At 65.7% G+C, this 20,133-nt stretch carries 22 protein-coding genes; 9 read left to right on the forward strand and 13 right to left on the reverse strand.

Annotated elements, in window-relative coordinates; genetic code table 11:
• Positions 1 to 47 precede the first annotated feature (47 nt).
• From EJI00_RS19325 to EJI00_RS19380, 12 genes are all read right to left on the reverse strand, one after another.
• Positions 48 to 1,073, reverse strand: a complete 1,026-nt coding sequence (locus EJI00_RS19325) for an ABC transporter permease (protein WP_185868168.1) — start codon at positions 1,071 to 1,073, stop codon at positions 48 to 50.
• A complete protein-coding gene (locus EJI00_RS19330) occupies positions 1,036 to 2,571 on the reverse strand; it encodes a sugar ABC transporter ATP-binding protein (RefSeq protein ID WP_126749113.1) in 1,536 nt (511 codons plus the stop codon). Before EJI00_RS19330 ends, EJI00_RS19325 begins: the two co-directional genes overlap by 38 nt.
• Positions 2,568 to 3,737, reverse strand: coding sequence for an ROK family protein (locus EJI00_RS19335; protein WP_126749151.1), 1,170 nt, complete (start codon positions 3,735 to 3,737; stop codon positions 2,568 to 2,570). Before EJI00_RS19335 ends, EJI00_RS19330 begins: the two co-directional genes overlap by 4 nt.
• A 241-nt stretch (positions 3,738 to 3,978) precedes the next feature.
• Positions 3,979 to 4,398, reverse strand: coding sequence for a F0F1 ATP synthase subunit epsilon (locus EJI00_RS19340; RefSeq protein ID WP_126749114.1), 420 nt, complete (start codon positions 4,396 to 4,398; stop codon positions 3,979 to 3,981).
• An 18-nt stretch (positions 4,399 to 4,416) separates the two neighbouring features.
• Positions 4,417 to 5,832, reverse strand: coding sequence for a F0F1 ATP synthase subunit beta (gene atpD, locus EJI00_RS19345; protein ID WP_126749115.1), 1,416 nt, complete (start codon positions 5,830 to 5,832; stop codon positions 4,417 to 4,419).
• A gap of 48 nt (positions 5,833 to 5,880) precedes the next feature.
• Positions 5,881 to 6,756 (reverse strand): F0F1 ATP synthase subunit gamma, encoded by an 876-nt coding sequence (gene atpG, locus EJI00_RS19350; RefSeq protein ID WP_126749116.1) that lies wholly within the window; start codon positions 6,754 to 6,756, stop codon positions 5,881 to 5,883.
• Positions 6,757 to 6,777: 21 nt separating this feature from the next.
• Complete coding sequence (atpA, locus tag EJI00_RS19355; protein WP_126749117.1) at positions 6,778 to 8,331, reverse strand: F0F1 ATP synthase subunit alpha; 1,554 nt, start codon at positions 8,329 to 8,331, stop codon at positions 6,778 to 6,780.
• Between the two features lie 49 nt (positions 8,332 to 8,380).
• On the reverse strand, positions 8,381 to 8,911 hold the full coding sequence (locus EJI00_RS19360; RefSeq protein WP_126749118.1) for a F0F1 ATP synthase subunit delta: 531 nt from the start codon (positions 8,909 to 8,911) through the stop codon (positions 8,381 to 8,383).
• Between the two features lie 7 nt (positions 8,912 to 8,918).
• A complete protein-coding gene (locus EJI00_RS19365) occupies positions 8,919 to 9,389 on the reverse strand; it encodes a F0F1 ATP synthase subunit B (protein WP_126749119.1) in 471 nt (156 codons plus the stop codon).
• A gap of 34 nt (positions 9,390 to 9,423) precedes the next feature.
• Entirely contained in the window at positions 9,424 to 9,681 is a 258-nt protein-coding gene (gene atpE / locus EJI00_RS19370; RefSeq protein WP_124958928.1) for a F0F1 ATP synthase subunit C, read from the reverse strand.
• A 49-nt stretch (positions 9,682 to 9,730) separates the two neighbouring features.
• Positions 9,731 to 10,609: a F0F1 ATP synthase subunit A gene (gene atpB / locus EJI00_RS19375; protein ID WP_126749120.1), complete on the reverse strand. Its 879-nt coding sequence runs from the start codon at positions 10,607 to 10,609 to the stop codon at positions 9,731 to 9,733.
• 24 nt (positions 10,610 to 10,633) lie between these two features.
• The gene (locus EJI00_RS19380; RefSeq protein ID WP_126749121.1) at positions 10,634 to 11,107 is read right to left on the reverse strand and encodes an ATP synthase subunit I; all 474 of its coding nucleotides are present in this window, start codon (positions 11,105 to 11,107) and stop codon (positions 10,634 to 10,636) included.
• 155 nt (positions 11,108 to 11,262) lie between these two features.
• Here EJI00_RS19380 and EJI00_RS19385 point away from each other — a divergent pair, with 155 nt between their 5' ends.
• The 9 genes from EJI00_RS19385 (at position 11,263) to EJI00_RS19425 (ending at position 19,027) form a co-directional block, all read left to right on the forward strand.
• Complete coding sequence (locus EJI00_RS19385; RefSeq protein ID WP_126749122.1) at positions 11,263 to 12,168, forward strand: D-amino acid aminotransferase; 906 nt, start codon at positions 11,263 to 11,265, stop codon at positions 12,166 to 12,168.
• Entirely contained in the window at positions 12,165 to 12,470 is a 306-nt protein-coding gene (locus EJI00_RS19390) for a YbeD family protein (RefSeq protein ID WP_126749123.1), read from the forward strand. Before EJI00_RS19385 ends, EJI00_RS19390 begins: the two co-directional genes overlap by 4 nt.
• 13 nt (positions 12,471 to 12,483) lie before the next feature.
• Entirely contained in the window at positions 12,484 to 13,185 is a 702-nt protein-coding gene (gene lipB, locus EJI00_RS19395) for a lipoyl(octanoyl) transferase LipB (RefSeq protein ID WP_126749124.1), read from the forward strand.
• Positions 13,186 to 13,192: 7 nt separating this feature from the next.
• Positions 13,193 to 14,176 (forward strand): lipoyl synthase, encoded by a 984-nt coding sequence (gene lipA, locus EJI00_RS19400; protein WP_126749125.1) that lies wholly within the window; start codon positions 13,193 to 13,195, stop codon positions 14,174 to 14,176.
• A 132-nt stretch (positions 14,177 to 14,308) separates the two neighbouring features.
• Positions 14,309 to 15,841: a class I adenylate-forming enzyme family protein gene (locus EJI00_RS19405; protein ID WP_126749126.1), complete on the forward strand. Its 1,533-nt coding sequence runs from the start codon at positions 14,309 to 14,311 to the stop codon at positions 15,839 to 15,841.
• Positions 15,822 to 16,952: an SLC13 family permease gene (locus EJI00_RS19410; RefSeq protein WP_126749127.1), complete on the forward strand. Its 1,131-nt coding sequence runs from the start codon at positions 15,822 to 15,824 to the stop codon at positions 16,950 to 16,952. Before EJI00_RS19405 ends, EJI00_RS19410 begins: the two co-directional genes overlap by 20 nt.
• Positions 16,953 to 16,987: 35 nt before the next feature.
• Positions 16,988 to 17,704 (forward strand): AraC family transcriptional regulator, encoded by a 717-nt coding sequence (locus EJI00_RS19415; RefSeq protein ID WP_126749128.1) that lies wholly within the window; start codon positions 16,988 to 16,990, stop codon positions 17,702 to 17,704.
• 74 nt (positions 17,705 to 17,778) lie between these two features.
• Positions 17,779 to 18,630 (forward strand): DMT family transporter, encoded by an 852-nt coding sequence (locus EJI00_RS19420; protein ID WP_126749129.1) that lies wholly within the window; start codon positions 17,779 to 17,781, stop codon positions 18,628 to 18,630.
• Positions 18,631 to 18,703: 73 nt separating this feature from the next.
• On the forward strand, positions 18,704 to 19,027 hold the full coding sequence (locus EJI00_RS19425; RefSeq protein ID WP_126749130.1) for a hypothetical protein: 324 nt from the start codon (positions 18,704 to 18,706) through the stop codon (positions 19,025 to 19,027).
• Positions 19,028 to 19,034: 7 nt separating this feature from the next.
• Here the strand turns inward: EJI00_RS19425 and EJI00_RS19430 are convergent, their stop codons facing one another.
• Positions 19,035 to 20,078, reverse strand: a complete 1,044-nt coding sequence (locus EJI00_RS19430) for an NADP-dependent oxidoreductase (protein ID WP_126749131.1) — start codon at positions 20,076 to 20,078, stop codon at positions 19,035 to 19,037.
• Positions 20,079 to 20,133: the final 55 nt, after the last annotated feature.

Here is a 20,133-nt window from a genome sequence, read left to right on the forward strand (position 1 = left end):
GCTGGATGTCTCCTTGTGGTTGATGGAACGGAACACGAAAAATCTGGCTAGCGTCGGCCGCGCTGGAGGAACGCGACGATGATGATCACGAAACCCTGCACCGCGGCGTTGAGGTACACGCTGATGATGCTGGTGAGGTTCAGGATGTTGCTGATGACCGAGAGCAGGATCGCCCCCACCACGGTGCCGGTGATGCTGCCCGCGCCGCCCTTGAGCGCGGTGCCGCCGACGATCACCGCGGCAATGGCCTCGAGCTCCCACAGGAGGCCCGTGGTCGGCGAGGCCGAGCCCAGGCGCGGCACATACAGCAGCGTGGCAATGCCCACGCACACGCCCAGCAGCACGTAGGTCAGGATCTTCACGCGGTCGACGTCCACCGCCGCGTAGCGCGCGACCTGCTCGTTGGAGCCGATGGCCTGCACGTAGCGGCCATAGGCCGTGCGGTTCAATATGACCCCGCCGATGATCGCAACGATCACGAACACCCACACAGGCACCGGAATGCCAACGAGGCTTGCGTAGTACACCGGCGCATAGAGGTCCGACAGGTCGTTGTCGAGCGTGAGCGCGCCGCCGTCGGCAAAGTACGTGAGATAGGCGCGAAAGATGCCGAGCGTGCCCAGCGTGACGATGAAGGGTTCGATGCGCCCCTTGGTGATGAGCAGGCCGTGCGCCAGGCCGAACAGCGCGCCCAGCACCACCGCGAGCACCGCGCCCATCACCACGGCCATCAGCGGCGAGCCCGAGGCCGGACCGGCCCAGTTGATGAACATGATCACGCTGCCCGCGATGAGCGCGGCCATCGAGCCCACCGACAGGTCGATGCCGCCCGAGATGATCACGAAGCACATGCCCACGGCGATGATGCCGATGAAGGCCGTGCGCGTGAGCACGTTCATGGCGTTGTCGACGGTGGCAAAGTCGCTGTTGAGCAGCGTGCCGCCGATGCACAGCAGCACAAGGCCGATGACGGGGCCGAGGCCGTGCAGGCGCTCGGTCCAGCGCGGCTTGCTTTCGCTGCGGTGCTGCGCGGCTTCAGGCTGCGGCATGGGTGTCTGCTGTTCCGGTGGCATGAGCAATGAGCTCCTCTTCAGTCAAGTTGTCGGCGTTGAGCGTGGCGACGAGGCGCCCCGCGCGCATCACCGCCACGCGGTGGCACAGGCCGATGAGTTCCATCAGTTCCGACGAAACGACGATCACCGCGAGCCCTTCGCGGGCAAGTCGCTGGATCAGGAAATAGATGTCGCGCTTGGCGCCGATGTCGACGCCGCGCGTGGGCTCGTCGAGCACCACCACCTTGGGCCTGGGCTGCAGCACCTTGGCGAGCGCGAGTTTCTGCTGGTTGCCGCCCGAGAGCGACGATGCGCGCACGTCGAGCGAGCCGGTGCGAATGCCGTAGTCCTTCACGGCCGCGGCCAGCGCGCCGCGTTCGGCATCGGGCTGGAGCCATGGGCGGGTGTAGCGCTCGAGGGCCATCAGCGTGAGGTTCTGGCGCAGCCCGAAGTTCACGTGCAGGCCCTTGCCCTTGCGGTCTTCGCTCAGGTAGGTGAGGCCGTGCTTTGCGGCGTCGCGCGGATTGCGCCAGCCCTTCCTGTCGGGCACCGGCGTGCCGAGCATCTCGACCTGTCCGCTGGCCGGCCTGAGGCCCAGCAGGCCTTCGAACAGCTCGGTGCGGCCCGCGCCGACCAGGCCCGCAAAGCCGAGGATCTCTCCGGGGCGCACTTCAAAACCAACGTCGTTCGCCCAGCCCGGCACGCTGAAGTTGCGCACGCGCATGGCGGGCGCGTCGGCGGCCACCACCACATCGCGCGGCGGGTACAGGTCGGCCAACTCGCGGCCCACCATGAGGTTGGCCATCTGCTGGCGCGAGACCTCGGGCGTGGGTGCACGCGCGACAAAGCGGCCGTCGCGCATCACGATCACCTCGTCGGTCACCTGCTCCACCTCGTCGAGCTTGTGCGAGATGTAGACGATGGTCACGCCGTCGGCGCGCAGCTGCGCAATGAGCTTGAAGAGCCGCTCGGTCTCGCCCGGCGTGAGCGTGGCGGTGGGCTCGTCCATGATGAGCAGGCGCGCGCGGCGGGCAATGGCCTTGGCAATTTCGACGAGCTGCTTTTCCGCGACGATGAGGCGGCGCACCTTGGTCCGCGGGTCGACCTGCAGGCCCACCGCGGCCAATGCGGCGGCGGCATCGCGCTCCATCGACGCATCGTCGAGCAGCCAGCCTTTCTTCTTCTCGTGGCCGAGGAAGATGTTCTGCGCCACGCTCAGGTCTTCGGCAAGATTGAATTCCTGGTGGATCAGCACGATGCCCAGTGCCTCCGCATCGCGCGAGCTCGTGAACTGCTGCGCCTCGCCGTTGATGCGCAGCACGCCGCCAGTGAGCGACTCGTACCCCGCAAGAATCTTCATCAGCGTCGACTTTCCGGCGCCGTTCTCGCCGAGCAGCCCATAGACGCGGCCTGGCGCCAGCGAAAAGCTCACGCCGTGCAGCACCTGCACGGGGCCGAAGGCCTTCACCACATCGGCAAACTCGACCGCCACGCTTCCCTTGGTTTCTGCTGCGGTCATGGCGCCACTCCGCGGACTTTCAGTGTTTCGTGCATGGCGAGTACGCCGGCGCCGATCAGCCCGCCCTGCACGCCCAGCGGCGTGTACTGGATCTCCAGGTGCCGGGTCGAGAGCGCGAGCGAGCGCTGGTAGACGCTCTGCCGCACGGCCGCCAGAAACAGCGGCCCGATGCGCGTGATGCCACCGCCGATGAACACGTGTGACGGATTGAAGAAATTCACCACCGACGCCAGCATCTGGCCGATGAGGTTGCCGGCGCTCTGGATGATGCCGTTGGCCGCCGTGTCGCCCGCGCGGCTCGCCTGGCCGACGTCGACCGCCTCGATGCGCCCATGCACGCGCAGGCACTCGGCGAGCATGGCGCTTTCGCCGGCTTCGGCCGCCTGCACGGCCATGCGCGTGATGGCCGGCCCCGCCGCCATGGCTTCCACACAGCCCACGTTGCCGCAGTGGCAGCGCGGGCCTTCCTGGTCGACGCAGATGTGCCCCACGTCGCCGGCCGAACCGGCGGCGCCGCGATAGACCTCGCCATGGCAGACGATGCCGCAGCCGATGCCGGTGCCAATCTTGATCACGAGAAAGTTGTTGAGCGAGCGCTTCAGCCGCCAGAGTTCGCCAAGCGCCATCAGGTTCACGTCGTTGTCGACGAAGACGGGCGCCGCGTAGTCCTCGCGCAGGTAGTCGCGGATCGAGAAGCTGTCCCATGCCGGCATCAGCGGCGGGTTCACGAGCTGCCCGATCTCGAAGTTGACGGGGCCCGGCACACCGATGCCGATGCCGAGCACGTTCCTGGCGCTGCTGTTGCAGCGCGCAAGCAGCTCGCGCATCAGCACGCGCACGCGGGCCAGTACCACGGCGGGGCCTTCGCGCACGTCGGCGGGTTCGTCGTGCTGTGCAAGCACGGTGAGATCCGGTCGCAGCACCGCAACGTCGAGGCTGGTGGCGCCAATGTCGATGCCGACCAGCACGCCCAGGCCGGCATGCAGCTGCAGGTTTTCCGCACGCCGCCCGCCGGATGAGCGCTGGAGACCGGCCTCGGCCAGGAGACCCTGCTCGACCAGGCCCGCAATCAGCGCATTCGCCTTGCTCTTGGAAAAGCCGAGTTGTTCGGCCATGGCATGGCGCGAGCCGCCGGCCGACCAGAAGGTGGTCTCCAGCAACCGCATTTCGTCCGCAGTGATGCCGCTCCAGCGTGTCACGCGTTGTTGTCTCCGTCTTTGTTGCCTGCTGCCCCAAGGCTCGCCGCAGGTGAATGAACGCGAATACTAGAGGCAGGTCTTCAGCCGGACAAGGCTGAACTTCGACCAAATTCAGATCGAAGATATCGGGAGATCGAACTTTGCGGACGAAAAAAAGCCGCCCGGAGGCGGCTTTCTTCTGGCGGGCCCGGCGGGGCTGCCGCGGTATTTACTTCTTCTGGCGGTACTTGCGAAGCGCCGCGATCTGGGCAGCCATGACGGCGAGTTCGGATTGCGCCATGGCAATGTCGATGTCGCTCTTGGCGTTCTTGAGCGCTTCCTCGGCGGCGGCCTTGGCCTGGTTGGCCTTTTCGTCGTCGAGGTCCTTGCCGCGAATGGCGGTGTCGGACAGCACGGTGACGGTGTCGGGCTGCACTTCGAGAATGCCGCCAGCCACGAAGACGAACTCTTCGCCGCCGTCGGCCGTTTCGATGCGCACTGCCCCCGGGCGGATGCGCGTGATCAGCGGCGTGTGGCGCGGATAGATGCCGAGCTCGCCGGCTTCACCGGGCAGCGCGACGAACTTGGCCTCGCCCGAGAAGATCGACTCTTCCGCGGAGACCACGTCGACGTGAATGGTGTTTGCCATGTGCGTTCCTGCGCCGCTTTACGCGACCTTCTTGGCCTTCTCGAAAGCCTCGTCGATGGTACCGACCATGTAGAACGCTTGTTCCGGCAGGTGGTCGGCTTCGCCGTTCACGATCATCTTGAAGCCGCGGATGGTTTCGGCCAGCGGCACGTACTTGCCGGGCGAGCCCGTGAACACTTCGGCCACGTGGAACGGCTGCGACAGGAAGCGCTGGATCTTGCGGGCGCGGGCCACGGCAAGCTTGTCTTCCGGTGCCAGTTCGTCCATGCCCAGAATCGCGATGATGTCGCGCAGTTCCTTGTAGCGCTGCAGCGTGCCTTGCACGGCGCGGGCCACGTTGTAGTGCTCTTCGCCGACCACGTTTGGGTCGAGCTGGCGCGAGGTCGAGTCGAGCGGGTCCACGGCGGGGTAGATACCGAGCGAAGCGATGTCGCGCGACAGCACCACGGTGGAATCCAGGTGGGCGAAGGTGGTGGCGGGCGACGGGTCGGTCAAGTCGTCGGCCGGCACGTACACGGCCTGGATCGAGGTGATCGAGCCGACCTTGGTCGAGGTAATGCGCTCTTGCAGGCGGCCCATTTCTTCGGCCAGCGTCGGCTGGTAGCCCACGGCGGAAGGCATGCGGCCCAGCAGAGCCGACACTTCGGTACCGGCCAGCGTGTAGCGGTAGATGTTGTCCACGAAGAACAGCACGTCGCGGCCTTCGTCGCGGAACGACTCGGCAATGGTCAGGCCGGTCAGGGCCACGCGCAGGCGGTTGCCCGGGGGTTCGTTCATCTGGCCGTAGACCATGGCCACCTTCGAGTCCTCGAGCTTCTCGAGGTTCACGACGCCGGAGTCGGCCATCTCGTGATAGAAGTCGTTGCCTTCGCGGGTACGTTCACCCACGCCGGCAAACACCGACAGACCCGAGTGAGCCTTGGCGATGTTGTTGATGAGTTCCATCATGTTCACGGTCTTGCCCACGCCGGCGCCGCCGAACAGGCCCACCTTGCCGCCCTTGGCAAACGGGCACACGAGGTCGATCACCTTGATGCCGGTTTCCAGCAGGTCTTGCGAGGGCGACAGTTCGTCGTATGCGGGTGCCTTGCGGTGGATCGAAGCGGTGAGCTCCTGGCCGACCGGGCCGCGCTCGTCGATGGGCGCGCCGAGCACGTCCATGATGCGGCCCAGCGTGGCCTTGCCGACCGGCACGGTGATGGGCGCGCCCGTGTTGGTGACGATCAGGCCGCGGCGCAGGCCGTCGGACGAGCCGAGTGCAATGGTGCGCACCACGCCGTCGCCGAGCTGCTGCTGGACTTCGAGGGTCAGCGCGCTGCCCTCGAACTTCAAGGCGTCATAGACCTTCGGCATCTGGTCGCGCGGGAACTCCACGTCGACCACAGCGCCGATACATTGAACGATCTTGCCTTGCACTGCGTTTGCTTGAGCCATGTGTGCTCCGATAAAAATTGTTTGTAGGGGGACGACCGTGAAACTGGCTTACACGCCCGCGGCTGCCGCCGCGCCCGAGACGATCTCGGAGAGTTCCTTGGTGATGCCGGCCTGACGGGTCTTGTTGTAGACCAGCTTGAGCTCGCTGATCACATTGCCGGCGTTGTCGGTTGCAGCCTTCATCGCAACCATGCGGGCCGAGTGCTCGGACGCCATGTTCTCGGCCACGGCCTGGTAGACCAGCGACTCCACATAGCGCACCAGCAGCTCATCGATCACGCTTTCAGGATCGGGCTCGTAGATGTAGTCCCACGAGTGCTGGCCCTCTCCGACCTGCAGCGATTCGGCCGCGAGCGGAAGCAGGGGCTCGACGATCGGCTCTTGCTTGATGGTGTTGATGAACTTCGTGTAGCACAGGTACACCGCGGACAGCTTGCCTTCGGCATAGGCGTCGAGCAGCGTCTTGACCGGACCGATGAGCTTGTCCAGGTGCGGCGTGTCGCCCAGGTGGGTGACGTGCGCGACCACGCGGGCGCCGATGCGGTTCAGAAAGCCCAGGCCCTTGCTGCCGATGGCCACCGACTCGATGGCCGTGCCGGCCGCCTGCGCTTCGCGCAGCTTGGTGGTCACGGCGCGCAACAGGTTGGTGTTCAAGCCGCCGCACAAACCCTTGTCGCTCGTCACGATGATGAAGCCGACGGCCTTGGCCTCGTTCGTCTTCATGAACGCGTGAACGTATTCGGGGTTTGCACGGCCCAGGTTGGCCGCGATGTTGCGAATCTTCTCGCTGTAGGGGCGCGCGGCGCGCATGCGCTCCTGCGCCTTGCGCATCTTGGAGACCGAGACCATTTCCATGGCCTTGGTGATCTTCTTGGTGTTTTCCACCGATTTGATCTTGCCGCGGATTTCCTTACCAGCTGCCATGGGGGCTCCTTGTCAGGTCGATCAGGCGAACGACTTCTTGAACGCGGTGATCGCGCTCGTCAGTTCGGCCTCGGCGTCCTTGTCGAGCGCCTTGGCTTGCTCGATCTTGTCGAGCAGGGGGCCATGGCTGGTCTTCAGGAACTGGTGCAGGCCGTGCTCGAAGGACAGAACCTTCTTGATGTCCAGGTCGTCCATGAAACCCTTGTTCACGGCAAACAGCGTGGCACCCATCAACGAGATCGGCAGCGGGCTGTACTGGGCCTGCTTCAGCAGTTCGGTCACGCGGGCACCGCGGTCGAGCTGCTTGCGGGTGGCTTCGTCCAGGTCGGAAGCGAACTGCGCGAACGCAGCCAGCTCGCGGTACTGCGCGAGGTCGGTACGGATACCGCCCGACAGGCCCTTGATGATCTTGGTCTGGGCCGCCGAACCCACGCGCGACACCGAGATACCGGCGTTGATGGCGGGGCGGATACCTGCGTTGAACAGGTTGGTTTCCAGGAAGATCTGGCCGTCGGTGATCGAGATCACGTTGGTCGGCACGAAAGCGGACACGTCGCCGGCTTGCGTTTCGATGATCGGCAGCGCGGTGAGCGAGCCGGTCTTGCCCTTGACTTCACCCTTGGTGAAGGCTTCCACGTAGTCGGCGTTGACGCGCGCGGCGCGCTCGAGCAGACGGCTGTGGAGATAGAACACGTCGCCGGGGTAGGCTTCGCGGCCTGGCGGGCGGCGCAGCAGCAGCGAGACCTGGCGGTATGCAACGGCTTGCTTGGAGAGGTCGTCATAGACGATCAGCGCGTCCTGGCCGCGGTCGCGGAAGTACTCGCCCATGGTGCAGCCCGAGTAGGCCGACACGTACTGCATGGCTGCCGATTCGGAGGCCGATGCGGCCACCACGATCGTGTAGTCCATGGCGCCCACTTGCTCGAGCGCGCGCACCACGTTCTTGATCGACGAAGCCTTCTGGCCGATCGCAACGTAGATGCAGGTCACGCCCTGGCCCTTCTGGGCAATGATCGCGTCGATGGCCACGGCGGTCTTGCCGGTCTGGCGGTCGCCGATGATCAGCTCGCGCTGACCGCGGCCGATCGGCACCATCGAGTCGATGGACTTCAGGCCGGTTTGCAGGGGCTGGTCGACCGATTTACGGGCGATCACGCCCGGGGCGACCTTTTCGATCACGTCGGTCATCTTGGCGTTGATCGGGCCCTTGCCGTCGATCGGCTGGCCCAGTGCGTTCACCACGCGGCCGATGAGCTCGGGGCCGACCGGCACTTCCAGGATGCGGCCGGTGCACTTGACCGTGTCGCCTTCGGAGATGTGCTCGTATTCGCCCAGGATCACGGCGCCGACCGAGTCGCGCTCGAGGTTCAGCGCCAGGCCGAACGACGGCGTGCCGTCAGCGCTCGGCGGGAATTCGAGCATTTCGCCTTGCATCGCGTCGGACAGGCCGTGCACGCGCACGATGCCGTCGGTCACCGACACCACGGTGCCTTCATTGCGGATGTTGGCACTGACGCCGAGACCCTCGATGCGGCTCTTGATCAGTTCGGAAATTTCTGCGGGATTGAGTTGCATGACTCTTTCCTTCTTTCTGTAAATGGGGCCAACTGGCTGCCGGCCGCCGTCAGGCGGTCAGCGCCGCTTTCATTTGTTCGAGGCGCGCCCTGACCGAGGTGTCGAGCACTTCGTCGCCAACCACGGCACGGATGCCGCCGATGAGCGAGGGGTCGAGTTCGACCCGCGTCGTGAGCTTGCGCGCAAAGCGCCGCTCCAGCGCCGCGCCAACCTCTTGCAGCGCCGCGTCGTCGATCGGAAAAGCGCTGTAGATCACGGCATCGGCAGCCCCGCTGCGCGCATTGCACAAGGCACGGAACTGGATTGCCACTTCGGGCAATGCAGCCAACCGGCCGTTGTCGATAACGGCGCGCAGAAAGTTCTTGCCCGCATCGGGCAAGGGCTGCTTCGAAAGCCCGGCGATCAGCTCGAACACCTGCTCGGGCGGCACCTTCGGGTTGGCCGCGAACTCCAGGAGCTGCGGGTTGCCGGCGACGGACGCCAGCTGGTCGAGCCAGCCTGCCGTGCCTTCGAGATCGCCGGAGCACGCCTTGAACAGCGCCTCGGCGTAGGGACGGGCAATGGTCGCGAGTTCGGCCATGTCGTCCTCAGAGCTCGGTCTTCAGGCGGCTGAGCAAGTCGGCATGAACGCCGGCGTTGACTTCCTTGCGGAGAATCTGCTCGGCACCCTTGACGGCCAGTGCGGCCACCTGCTCGCGCAGCGCCTCACGCGCACGCACGGACTGCTGGTTGGCCTCTTCGCGCGCGGCGGCCACGATCTTGTTGGCCTCCTCGGTTGCACGGCTCTTGGCCTCTTCGATGATCTGCTGGGCACGGCGCTCGGCATCGGCCAGGCGGCTGGTGGTCTCGTTACGAGACGCCACCAGTTCCTGCTCGACACGCTGGTTGGCGGAGGCCAGTTCGGCCTTGGCCTTCTCGGCGGCCGCCAGGCCCGCAGCGATCTTTTGTGCTCGTTCGTCCAAGGCCTTCGCGATCGGCGGCCACACGAATTTCATCGTGAACAGCACAAGCAGCAGGAAGACGATGGCCTGAACGAACAGGGTCGCGTTGATACTCACGGCAACACCTTTCTGGAGTGGCGTTGAACGGAAATTACTTCGGCAGAGCGGCGATGAACGGGTTGGCGAAAGCGAACAGCAGGGCAATTGCCACGCCGATCAGGAACGCAGCGTCGATCAGACCGGCCAAGATGAACATCTTGGTTTGCAGTTCGTTCATGAGTTCAGGTTGACGAGCCGACGACTCGAGGAACTTGCCACCCATCAGTGCAATACCGATGGAAGCACCGATCGCGCCGAGACCGACGATCAAACCACAAGCCAGAGCGACGAGACCGAGAACGTTTTCCATGATGACTCCTTAATACAGATTGAAAGCAAACGAAAAGAAAAAAGAAAACTCAATGCGCTTCATGAGCCTGGCCGAGATAGATCAGGGTCAGCATCATGAAAATGAATGCCTGAAGCGTGATCACCAGGATGTGGAAGATCGCCCAGACGGTACCGGCAATGACGTGCCCGATGGGCAGCATCACTCCCGAGAACGAAGCCGCCATCGCACCACCCATGAGCGCGATCAGCATGAAAACGAGTTCACCCGCATACATGTTGCCGAACAACCGCATGCCGTGCGAGACGGTCTTGGCCAGGTATTCGATGACTTGCATCAGCAGGTTGATCGGCCAGAGCACCGGGTGCGCGCCGAAAGGCGCAGTGATGAGTTCATGGCCCCAGCCGCCCAGGCCCTTGATCTTGATGCTGTAGAACAGGCACAGCAGCAGCACCGAGGTCGACAGGCCGAGCGTGGTGGAGAGGTCGGCCGTGGGAACGACGCGCATGTAGGCGTGGTGCGGATCGTGTCCGGCCGCCTCGAAGACCTTGGCCCAGAGCGAGGGCAGCAGGTCGACCGGCAGCATGTCCATGGCGTTCAAGAGGAAGATCCAGACGAACACGGTGAGCGCCAGCGGCGCAATGAACTTGCGGCTTTTTGCGTTGTGGATGTTCGACTTGGCCTGGTTGTCGACCATTTCGACGAGCATTTCGACCGCGGCCTGGAACCGGCCCGGCACGCCCGGCGTGGCCTTGCGCGCAGCCAGCCACAGCACAAAGCAGCCCAGCGCACCCACGATCAGCGCATAGAGCACCGAGTCGAGGTTGATGACATTGAAGTCGACGATGGCCTTCTGGACCACGGGATTGAGGCTCCAGTCAACTTGCCAGTGCTGGAGGTGGTGAACGATGTATTCACTCGCGGTCGGGGCGTGTCCTTCGGCGGCCATCTTTCAGCGTCTCTTTTTAAACAGTCAAATCCGGTTCAACAATCCGGGCCGCACCAGCAGGGCCACCCAGTACATTTTCATGGCGACCACCACGCCGGCCAACAAGGCCAGCCAACTGATGCCCTCGATCAGCCACGGTGCCGCCGCCAGCAAGGCAACGGTCAACGCGATCTTGATCAACTCCCACACAAAAAACCGCAGCATGACAGCAGATTGCGACACGGCACCCCGTGCCCGCCGCACACCCCGCACAAACAACGCCGCCGGGATCGCTACCGCCATGGCTCCGTAAAACGCCGACACCGCGGCACCCAGCCGCTGAGTCCACATCCATGCCACTCCGGCCACAAGAATTCCCATGGCCACCTGGGCCCCAATCACCCACCAGGGCGACATTTCGGGATTTTTCTCGCGAAGCCGCTGGGCCTCTTCGGCGGTCAGCGGCTTGAAGTCGGAGACTTCAGCATCGATCTCGGAGACAGGAGCGCTGGTTGTCATTGGAATGCCGCTCGCGTTGTCAGCCGTGAATTTAACAAAGCCATTGATTATAAGTAGAAACCCAGCCTGCCCGGCACCTGAACTGTCACGTTTGCAAAACGAGGCCTCGTTGGCTGACCGGAACCCGACCTGGCGCACACAACCATAATTCCCGCATGCACCCTCTTACTGCCGCTCTCCCCACCACGCTCTGCTACCTCGACGGCGAGTTCACCGCCCTTCGGGACGCGAAGATCAGCGTTCTCGACCGTGGCTTCATTTTCGGCGACGGCATCTACGAAGTCGTCCCCGTCTACAACGGCAAGCCTTTCTGCTTCGAAGAACACATGGCGCGGCTCGATCGCTCGCTGGCCGAGCTTCAGATTGCCAATCCGCTCACGCTCGCCCAATGGCGCGACATCGTGATGCGGCTGGCCGAAGCCGGCGGCGATGCGCCCCAAGCCGTGTACTTTCAGATTACCCGCGGTGTGGCGCCGCGCGATCATGCCATGACCAAGGGCGTGCGCCCGACGGTGTTCGTGATGGTGAATCCGCTGCCGCCGGTGTCCGATGCCGTGCGCGCCAAGGGCGTGGCGTGCGTGACCGCGGCCGACTTTCGCTGGGAGAAGGCGCACATCAAGAGCACCAGCCTGCTGGGCGCGGTGCTGGCGCGACAGATCAGCGTGGAAGCCGGCGCGGCCGAAACCGTCATGTTCAGGGGCGAATGGCTGAGCGAAGCCTCCTCCAGCAACGTGTGGATCGCCAAGGACGGCCAACTCATCGGTCCGCCCAAGGACAACCTGGTGCTGACCGGCATCCGCTACGGCCTGCTGGAGCGCCTGTGCGCCGAGCGCGGCATTCCGTTTGCCCTGCGCCGGGTTTCGCGCGACGAAGTGTTCGGCGCCGATGAGTTGCTGCTCTCGTCGGCCAGCAAGGAAGTGCTGCCGGTGGTGACGCTCGACGGCCAGACCATTGGGAATGGCCGCCCCGGCCCCATCTATCAAGCCTTGTACGCGGCTTACCAAGAGGCCAAGCAGCGCAACGCAGAGAAGCCACAGAAACAAGGAGTGACCCCCGCATGACCGACAGCACCACCGACACGAGCACTCCGATTCCCGATCCGCGCAAGGAGTCGCTGATCGAGTACCCCTCGCAGTTCCCGATCAAGGTCATGGGCGTCAAGGCCGACGGCTTCGTGCATGCCATCACGCAGATTGCGGAACGCTTCGACCCGGCCTTTGATGCCACCACGGTCGAGCTGCGCGACAGCAAGGCGGGCAACTACCTGGGCGTGACGATCACCGTGACCGCCACCAGCCGCGAGCAGCTCGACGACCTGTATCGCGCGCTGTCGACGCATCCGTCGGTCAAGGTCGTCCTCTGACGCCAAGGCCCCGATGACGGTCGCAGAACACGCACCCGCCACCGCCATTGCCGCGCAATGGCTGGGCCGTGTCGACTATGCCGAAACCTTCGCGGCAATGAAGCGGTTCACGCTCGAGCGCGAGGCTGAAACGCCCGATGCGCTATGGATGTGCGAGCACGCGCCGGTGTTCACGCAAGGCATTGCGGGCAAGCAGGACCACATCCTGAACCCCGGCGACATTCCGGTGGTGCAGGCCGACAGGGGCGGGCAGGTCACCTTCCACGGCCCGGGCCAGGTGGTGGGTTATCCGCTGATCGACCTGCGCCGCGCGGGCTACTTCGTGAAGGAATACGTCTACCGCATCGAGGAATCGGTGCTGCGCACGCTGGCGCATTTCGGCGTGACGGGGCACCGCGTGGCGGGCGCCCCCGGTATCTACGTGCGGCTGGACGACCCGTTCTCCCATGCCGCGCTGACCGGCCCGCTGCCCGCGGCCGACCCGTTTCGGGGCCTGGGCAAGATCGCGGCGCTGGGCATCAAGGTGAGCCGCCACGCCACCTACCACGGCGTGGCGCTCAACGTTGAAATGGACCTCGAACCCTTCTCGCGAATCAACCCTTGCGGCTACGCGGGGCTGCAAACGGTCGATCTTTCTACAATCGGCGTTCAAACCACATGGGAAGACGCTGCCCGGGTCCTGAGCCAGAAGCTCACCACCTACCTGGCGCCCTAGCAATCCAATGAGCACCACCGAAGTCGTCCGCGACGCCCAGAGCGCCGAAAACTACAACCCGCTGGCCAAGCAGAAGGCCGCGGCCAAGCTCTCGCGCATCCCGGTCAAGGTGGTGCAGCAGGGCGAGGTGCTCAAGAAGCCCGAGTGGATTCGCGTGAAGGCCGGCAGCCCCACCACACGCTTCTACGAAATCAAGCAGATCCTGCGCGAGAGCAACCTGCACACGGTCTGCGAAGAAGCCTCGTGCCCGAACATCGGCGAGTGCTTCGGCAACGGCACGGCCACCTTCATGATCATGGGCGACAAGTGCACGCGCCGCTGCCCGTTCTGCGACGTGGGCCATGGCCGCCCCGATCCGCTCGACAAGGACGAACCGCTCAACCTTGCCAAGACGATCGCCAAGCTGCGCCTGAAGTACGTGGTGATCACCAGCGTCGACCGCGACGACCTGCGCGACGGCGGCAGCCAGCATTTCGTCGATTGCATCAAGAACATCCGCGAGCTCTCGCCGATGACGCAAATCGAGATCCTCGTGCCCGACTTCCGCGGCCGCGACGACCGCGCGCTCGAGATCTTGAAGGCTGCGCCGCCGGACGTGATGAACCACAACCTCGAGACTGCGCCCCGCCTTTACAAGGAAGCGCGCCCCGGCAGCGACTACCAGTTCAGCCTGAACCTGCTGAAGAAGTTCAAGGCGCTGCACCCCAACGTTCCGACCAAGAGCGGCATCATGGTGGGCCTGGGCGAAACCGACGAAGAGATCCTGCAGGTGATGCGCGACATGCGCGCCCACGACATCGACATGCTGACCATCGGCCAGTACCTGTCGCCGTCGGGCTCACACCTGCCGGTGCGCCGCTATGTGCATCCCGACACCTTCAAGATGTTCGAGGAAGAGGCCTACAAGATGGGCTTCAGCCATGCGGCCGTGGGCGCGATGGTGCGGTCCAGCTATCACGCGGACCAGCAGGCCCACGCCGCCGGCGTTTGAACCGTTGACGCGGCCGCGGCGACAACAAGCCCGTCGCGTGCAGCTCACCCGGTCCGGCGCTTCTTCGCTATCCTGCCGTCTGGCCAAGACGAAGGATCGATTTTGCAAACGCACCCCGCCATCCAAGCCGCGATGGAACGCGATTTCGGCGCCATTGCCGACCTGGTTCGCCTCCATGCGCAACACACGCCCGACCACGCCGCGCTCGCGGACGCCCATCACACGCTGAGCTACGGCGCGCTCGACGCACTGATGGACCGCATCGCGGCCAGCCTGCAGCAGGGCGGCCTGAAACCCGGCGATGCCATCGCGGTCTGCGCGGCCTCGTCGGTGAACTACGCGGCGGTGTTCCTGGGTGCGCTGCGCGCGGGTGTAGCGGTCGCGCCGCTCGCGCCCGGGTCCGCGCCGGCCAGCCTGGCCCGCATGATCGAAGACGCGGACGCGCGCATTCTCTTCACCGACGCCGCGGCAGCCGAGGTGGTCGGTCCGGCAAAGGAAGGCGGCATTCCGCGCGTGGCGCTCGATGGCTCGACCGCCGGGCAAAGCCTGGAGAGCTGGCTGGCACCCGCGGGCGCACGGCCCACGGCCGTCGAGACGCAGCCTTCCTGGCCCTTCAACATCATCTATTCCTCGGGCACCACCGGCGAGCCCAAGGGCATCGTTCAGGGCCACGGCATGCGCTGGGCCCATGTGCAGCGCGGTGCCAAGTACGAGTACGGCCCGGACACCGTCACGCTGCTGTCGACACCGCTTTATTCGAACACCACGCTGGTGGTGTTCTTTCCCACCATCGCCTTTGGTGGCTGCGTGGTGCTGATGCCGAAGTTCGACGCGCTCGGCTACCTGCAGCTGGCCGAACAGCGCCGCGTGACGCACACCATGCTGGTGCCGGTGCAGTACCAGCGGCTGATGGCGCATCCGCGCTTCGACGCGCACGACCTCTCGTCGTTCCGCTTCAAGTTCAGCACCAGCGCACCCTTCAATGCCGCGCTCAAGGCCGACGTGCTCAAGCGCTGGCCGGGCGGGCTGATCGAGTTCTACGGCATGACCGAGGGCGGCGGCACCTGCATCCTGGAGGCCCACCTGAACCCCGACAAGCTTCACACCGTGGGGCGCCCTGCCGAGGGCAGCGACATCCGGCTGATCGACGAAGACGGCCATGAAATCCCGCGCGGCAACACCGAGCTGGCCGGTGAGGTGGTGGGGCATTCGGCCGGCATGATGACCGGCTACCACCGCCAGCCCGCCAAGACACGCGAAGCCGAATGGTTTGACGCCACCGGCAGGCGCTTCATCCGCACAGGCGACGTGGGCCGCTTCGATGCCGACGGCTTCCTGACGCTGTTCGACCGCAAGAAGGACATGATCATCAGCGGCGGCTTCAACATCTATCCGAGCGATCTCGAAACCGTGGTGCGCGGCCATGCGGCGGTGGCCGACGTGGCCGTGGTGGGCGTACCCTCCGAGCAGTGGGGCGAAACGCCGGTGGCCTTCGTGGTGCGCCGCGAGGGTAACGACACCACCGAGGCCGCGCTGCTGCAATGGACCAACGAGCAGCTCGGCAAGACGCAGCGCCTGGCACGCCTGCATTTCATCGACGAGCTTCCGCGCAGCGCGATCGGCAAGGTGCTCAAGCGCGAGTTGCGTGACCTCGTCGGCCGCTGAAGCCAAGGCCGCGCCGCCGGTAGAACAGGGCGGGGGCAACGGCCTGCTGTGGGTGCTGGTCGCCGTTGCGGTGGTGCTCGCCTTCCTGCGCCCGCGCGCGCCGATGGACTGGCTGCGGCTGGTCGATTGGGAGACCGTGGGCGCACTGGCGGGCCTGCTGGCCATTACGCAGGGCGTGGAAAAAAGCGGCATGCTGCAGGCCACCGCGCAGAGCCTGCTCGCGCGCACGCACAACCAGCGCAGCCTGGCGCTGCTGCTGACCGCGAGCGCGGCCTTTCTCTCGGCGCTGGTGACCAACGACGTGAGCCTGTTCCTGCTGGTGCCGCTCACGCGGGTGCTCGCCAACCAGGCGCACCTGCCGCTTGCGCGGCTCGTGGTGCTCGAGGCGTTGGCGGTGAATGCGGGCTCGGCGCTCACGCCCATCGGCAATCCGCAGAACCTTTATCTCTGGCACCGTTCGGGCGAGAGCTTCTTCGCCTTCATGGCCATGATGGGGCCGACGGTGGCGGTGATGCTGTTCTGGCTCTTCGTGGCCGTGTGGCTGCTGGTGCCGCGCACGCCCATTGCGCTCAAGCCCGAGGCCGACGCCACGCCGGTGCAGCCGCGCCTGCTGGCACTGGCGGGCGTGCTGTTCGTCGGCTTCGTCGTCGCGCTCGACCGGCACTGGCTGCTGGCGGGCTTGGGCGTGGTGTTCGGCGTGTTCCTGCTGGCGTATCCGCGCGTGCTGCGCGGCATCGACTGGGCGCTGCTTGCGATCATCGCGCTGATGTTCGTGGACCTGCGCCAACTGGCCGAACTGCCCGCCGTGGTTGCCCTGCTGAACCATTGGCCGATTACCGAAGGGTGGCGCGCCTACCTTGCCGCCATTGCCGCGTCGCAGTTCATCAGCAACGTGCCGGCGGCGATCCTGCTCGACGGCCATGTGCGTGATCTGCCGGCACTCGCCGCCGGGGTGAGCGTGGGCGGCTTCGGCTGCGTGCTGGGTTCGCTGGCCAACCTGATCGCGCTGCGGCTCGCCCGCGTGCCGCACGGCCTGCGTGAGTTTCACCGCATCAGCATTCCGTTCCTGCTGGTGTGCGCGGCTTCTGCGCTGCTGCTGCGGCTGGGGTGACAGCTGCAGTGCGCGGAACGACAATCCGACGGCCCATGCAAACGCCCGCAACACGCTTCCACGCAGAACCGGGCAGCCTTTCGCTGCGCGACTACGGGGCCTCGCGCGGCAGCCACGCGCATGACCACTTCCAGGTGCTGGTCGGCCTCTCGGGCGTGCTCGAACTCGAAGTGGAAGGCCGCGGAGCGCGCGTCGGCGCCGGCGAGTCGCACGTGGTGGTGCCCGGCGACCGGCACGACTTCGAATCCCGCGACGGCAGCCAGTGCCTCATTCTCGATACCCACCAGCCACAGTGGGCGCGCTGCGCGGGGCGCCCGCCTGCGGAGGCGTCGCGGCTGCATGCCCTGGCGGTTTACCTCGCGCAATGCGCGCAGCATCCGCACGCGTCCGCCTTGGCCCTGCAGCACGGCCCTGCGCTGCTGCTGGAAGCTTGGGGTTCGGCAGCGCCGGCCCATGGTCGCGGCCGCGCCATCGACTGGACCGCGCTTGCGGCCTGGGCCCGTGCTCGCTGGCATGAGCCGCTGGGCGTCGCCGATCTCGCACGCGTGGCGTGCCTGAGCCCGAGCCAGTTCGCGCAGCGCTGCCGCGACGAGCAAGGCATGAGCGCGATGCACTGGCTGCGCGCGATGCGGCTCGCGCATGCGCGCGAACTGCGGCTGGCCGGCGTGGGCGTGGCCGAAACAGCGCGCCGCACGGGCTACCGTTCGCCCTCCGCGCTCACCGCGGCATTGCGCAGGCTTGGCAGCTTCTAAGCCGCATCGAAGATCGTCGCCGCGCGACGATGCACCAGCGATGCGCGACGACCGGACCGCTTAAGCTCGGAGCGATGTCTCCCACGCTCCTTGCCCTGGCCGCCATCGCGCTATGGGCCACGCTCGCCTCGCTGGGCACGGCGCTTTCGCACCTGCCGCCCTTCCTGCTCACAGGCCTTGCACTGATCATCGGCAGCATTCCGAGCTGGCCGCTGGTGCTGCGCGACCGCAACGCCTGGCGCGTGCCGCCGCGCACGCTGGCGCTGGGCATCTATGGCCTGTTCGGCTTTCACTTCCTGCTGTTCATCGCGTTGCGGCATGCCCCGCCGGTCGAAGCCAATCTGGTGAACTACCTGTGGCCGCTCTTCATGGTGGTGCTCGCGCCGGTGCTGCTGCCAGGCATGTCGCTGCGGCCGCTGCATGTGGTGGCGGCCTTGCTGGGCTTCGCGGGCGCTGCCATCGCGATTCTGGGCGCCCGCGAAGGCGCCGCTTCCACGTCGGGCGCCGCGGGGCAGTACTGGGGCTTTCTTCCGGCGCTGGGCTCGGCTTTCATCTGGGCGAGCTATTCGCTGTGGACGAAGCGCGTGGCGGCCTTCCCCACCTCGGCCATCGGCCTGTTCGGCCTGGTCTCGGGCGTGCTGTCACTGGCCTGCCATGCGCTGCTCGAAGCCTCTGTCGTACTCACTGCAAAGGACTGGCTGCTGGTGGCGCTGTGCGGGCTGGGCCCGCTCGGCGCGGCCTTCTTCGTCTGGGACATGGCGCTCAAGCGCGGGGACGCGCGGCAGATCGGCATCCTGAGCTACATCACGCCGCTGGGTTCCACCGCGCTGCTGCTGGCGGTGACGGGACGCCCGCTCACCTGGAGCATCGCGCTGGCCGCGGGGCTGATCATCTCGGCCGCCGTGATGGGCACGCGCACCCGCTGAATACGTCCGCGTCCGACGGATTGGCGCCGTTTTTATGGCTAGAGTGGAAGCTCCGGAAAAAAGGAGCCCACCCATGGACAACAAGAACAACAACGAGAATTTCGAGATCACCCCCAAGCTGGTGTTCGACCTGAACCTGGCGCTGTACCTCGACCTGGTGGCCGCGCTCCAAGGTGCGGGCGCCATCACCTACCGGCAGATGGCGGCCCGGGTGCTCAACATCAGCATGGACGCCCGCGCAGACGGCGAGACCGGTCTCTCGACGGTGCTCGAAGGCATTGCCAAGGGCTTCGCCGGCCATGGCGACGGCCTGTCGATCGAAACCCTGAAGGCCGCACGGGGCCTGCGCGAAGACGAGGCCATGGGCGACATCCCGATGCGGCCCAGCGAGCCCTGAGCCCTGCTCAGTCTTCAGCCACCTGCAGCACCAGCTTGCCGAAGTTCTCCCCGGCAAACAGCTTGTTGAGCGACTCGGGGAAGGTGTCGAGCCCCTTCACGATGTCTTCCTTGCTCTTCATGCGGCCGTCCTTCAGGTAGCCGGCGAGTTCCGCCACGGCAACGTGGAACCGGTCGGCATAGTCGAACACCACAATGCCTTCCATGCGCGCGCGGTTCACCAGCAGGCTCAGGTAGTTCCTGGGGCCGGCGCCCGGCATGCTGTTGGCGTTGTTGTACTGGCTGATGGCCCCGCAGATGATCACGCGGGCCTTGCGCGCGAGCCGTGCCAGCACCGCGTCGAGGATCTCTCCGCCCACATTGTCGAAATAGATGTCGACGCCCTTCGGGCAATGCGTCTTGAGGCCTTCGCGCACCGCGCCGGCGCCGGCCTTGTAGTCGATGCAGGCGTCGAAGCCCAGCTCGTTCACCACCCAGTCGCACTTGGCGGCACCGCCGGCAATGCCGACCACGCGGCAACCCTTGAGCTTGGCCAACTGGCCCACCGTTTGCCCCACGGCGCCGGCCGCGCCGGAAACCACCACGGTTTCACCCGGCTTGGGCTGGCCCACGTCCATCAGGCCGAAGTAGCCGGTCATGCCCGGCATGCCGAGCACGTTGAGCCATTGGGTGATGGTGCCGACATTCAGGTCGATCTTCACCAAGCCGTTGCGCTTGATCTGATCTTGCGGAATGAGGATGTATTCCTGCACGCCGAGCGTGCCGTAGACCGCCTCGCCCACCGCGAACTGCGGGTTCTTCGACGCAACCACGCGGCCGACGCCTCCGGCGCGCATCACCTCGTCGATGGCCACGGGCGCGATATAGCTCTTGGCATCGTTGAGCCAGCCGCGCATGGCCGGGTCGAGCGACAGCGACAGCGTCTTGACCAGCACGCCGCCTTCGGCCGGCTCACCGACGGGTTCGGTGGTGAACTTCCAGTTCTCGCGCGTGGCCGCGCCTTCGGGGCGCTTGGCAAGGCGAACCTGGTGGTTGGTAAGTGGGCTGCTCATGGTGTCTCCTGGATTGACGGGGGCGCTGGCACGGAGGCGCATCGTAGCGCCGCAC

The sequence above is a fragment of the Variovorax sp. DXTD-1 genome, from assembly GCF_003984625.1.
In the GTDB taxonomy this organism is placed as follows: domain Bacteria; phylum Pseudomonadota; class Gammaproteobacteria; order Burkholderiales; family Burkholderiaceae_C; genus Variovorax.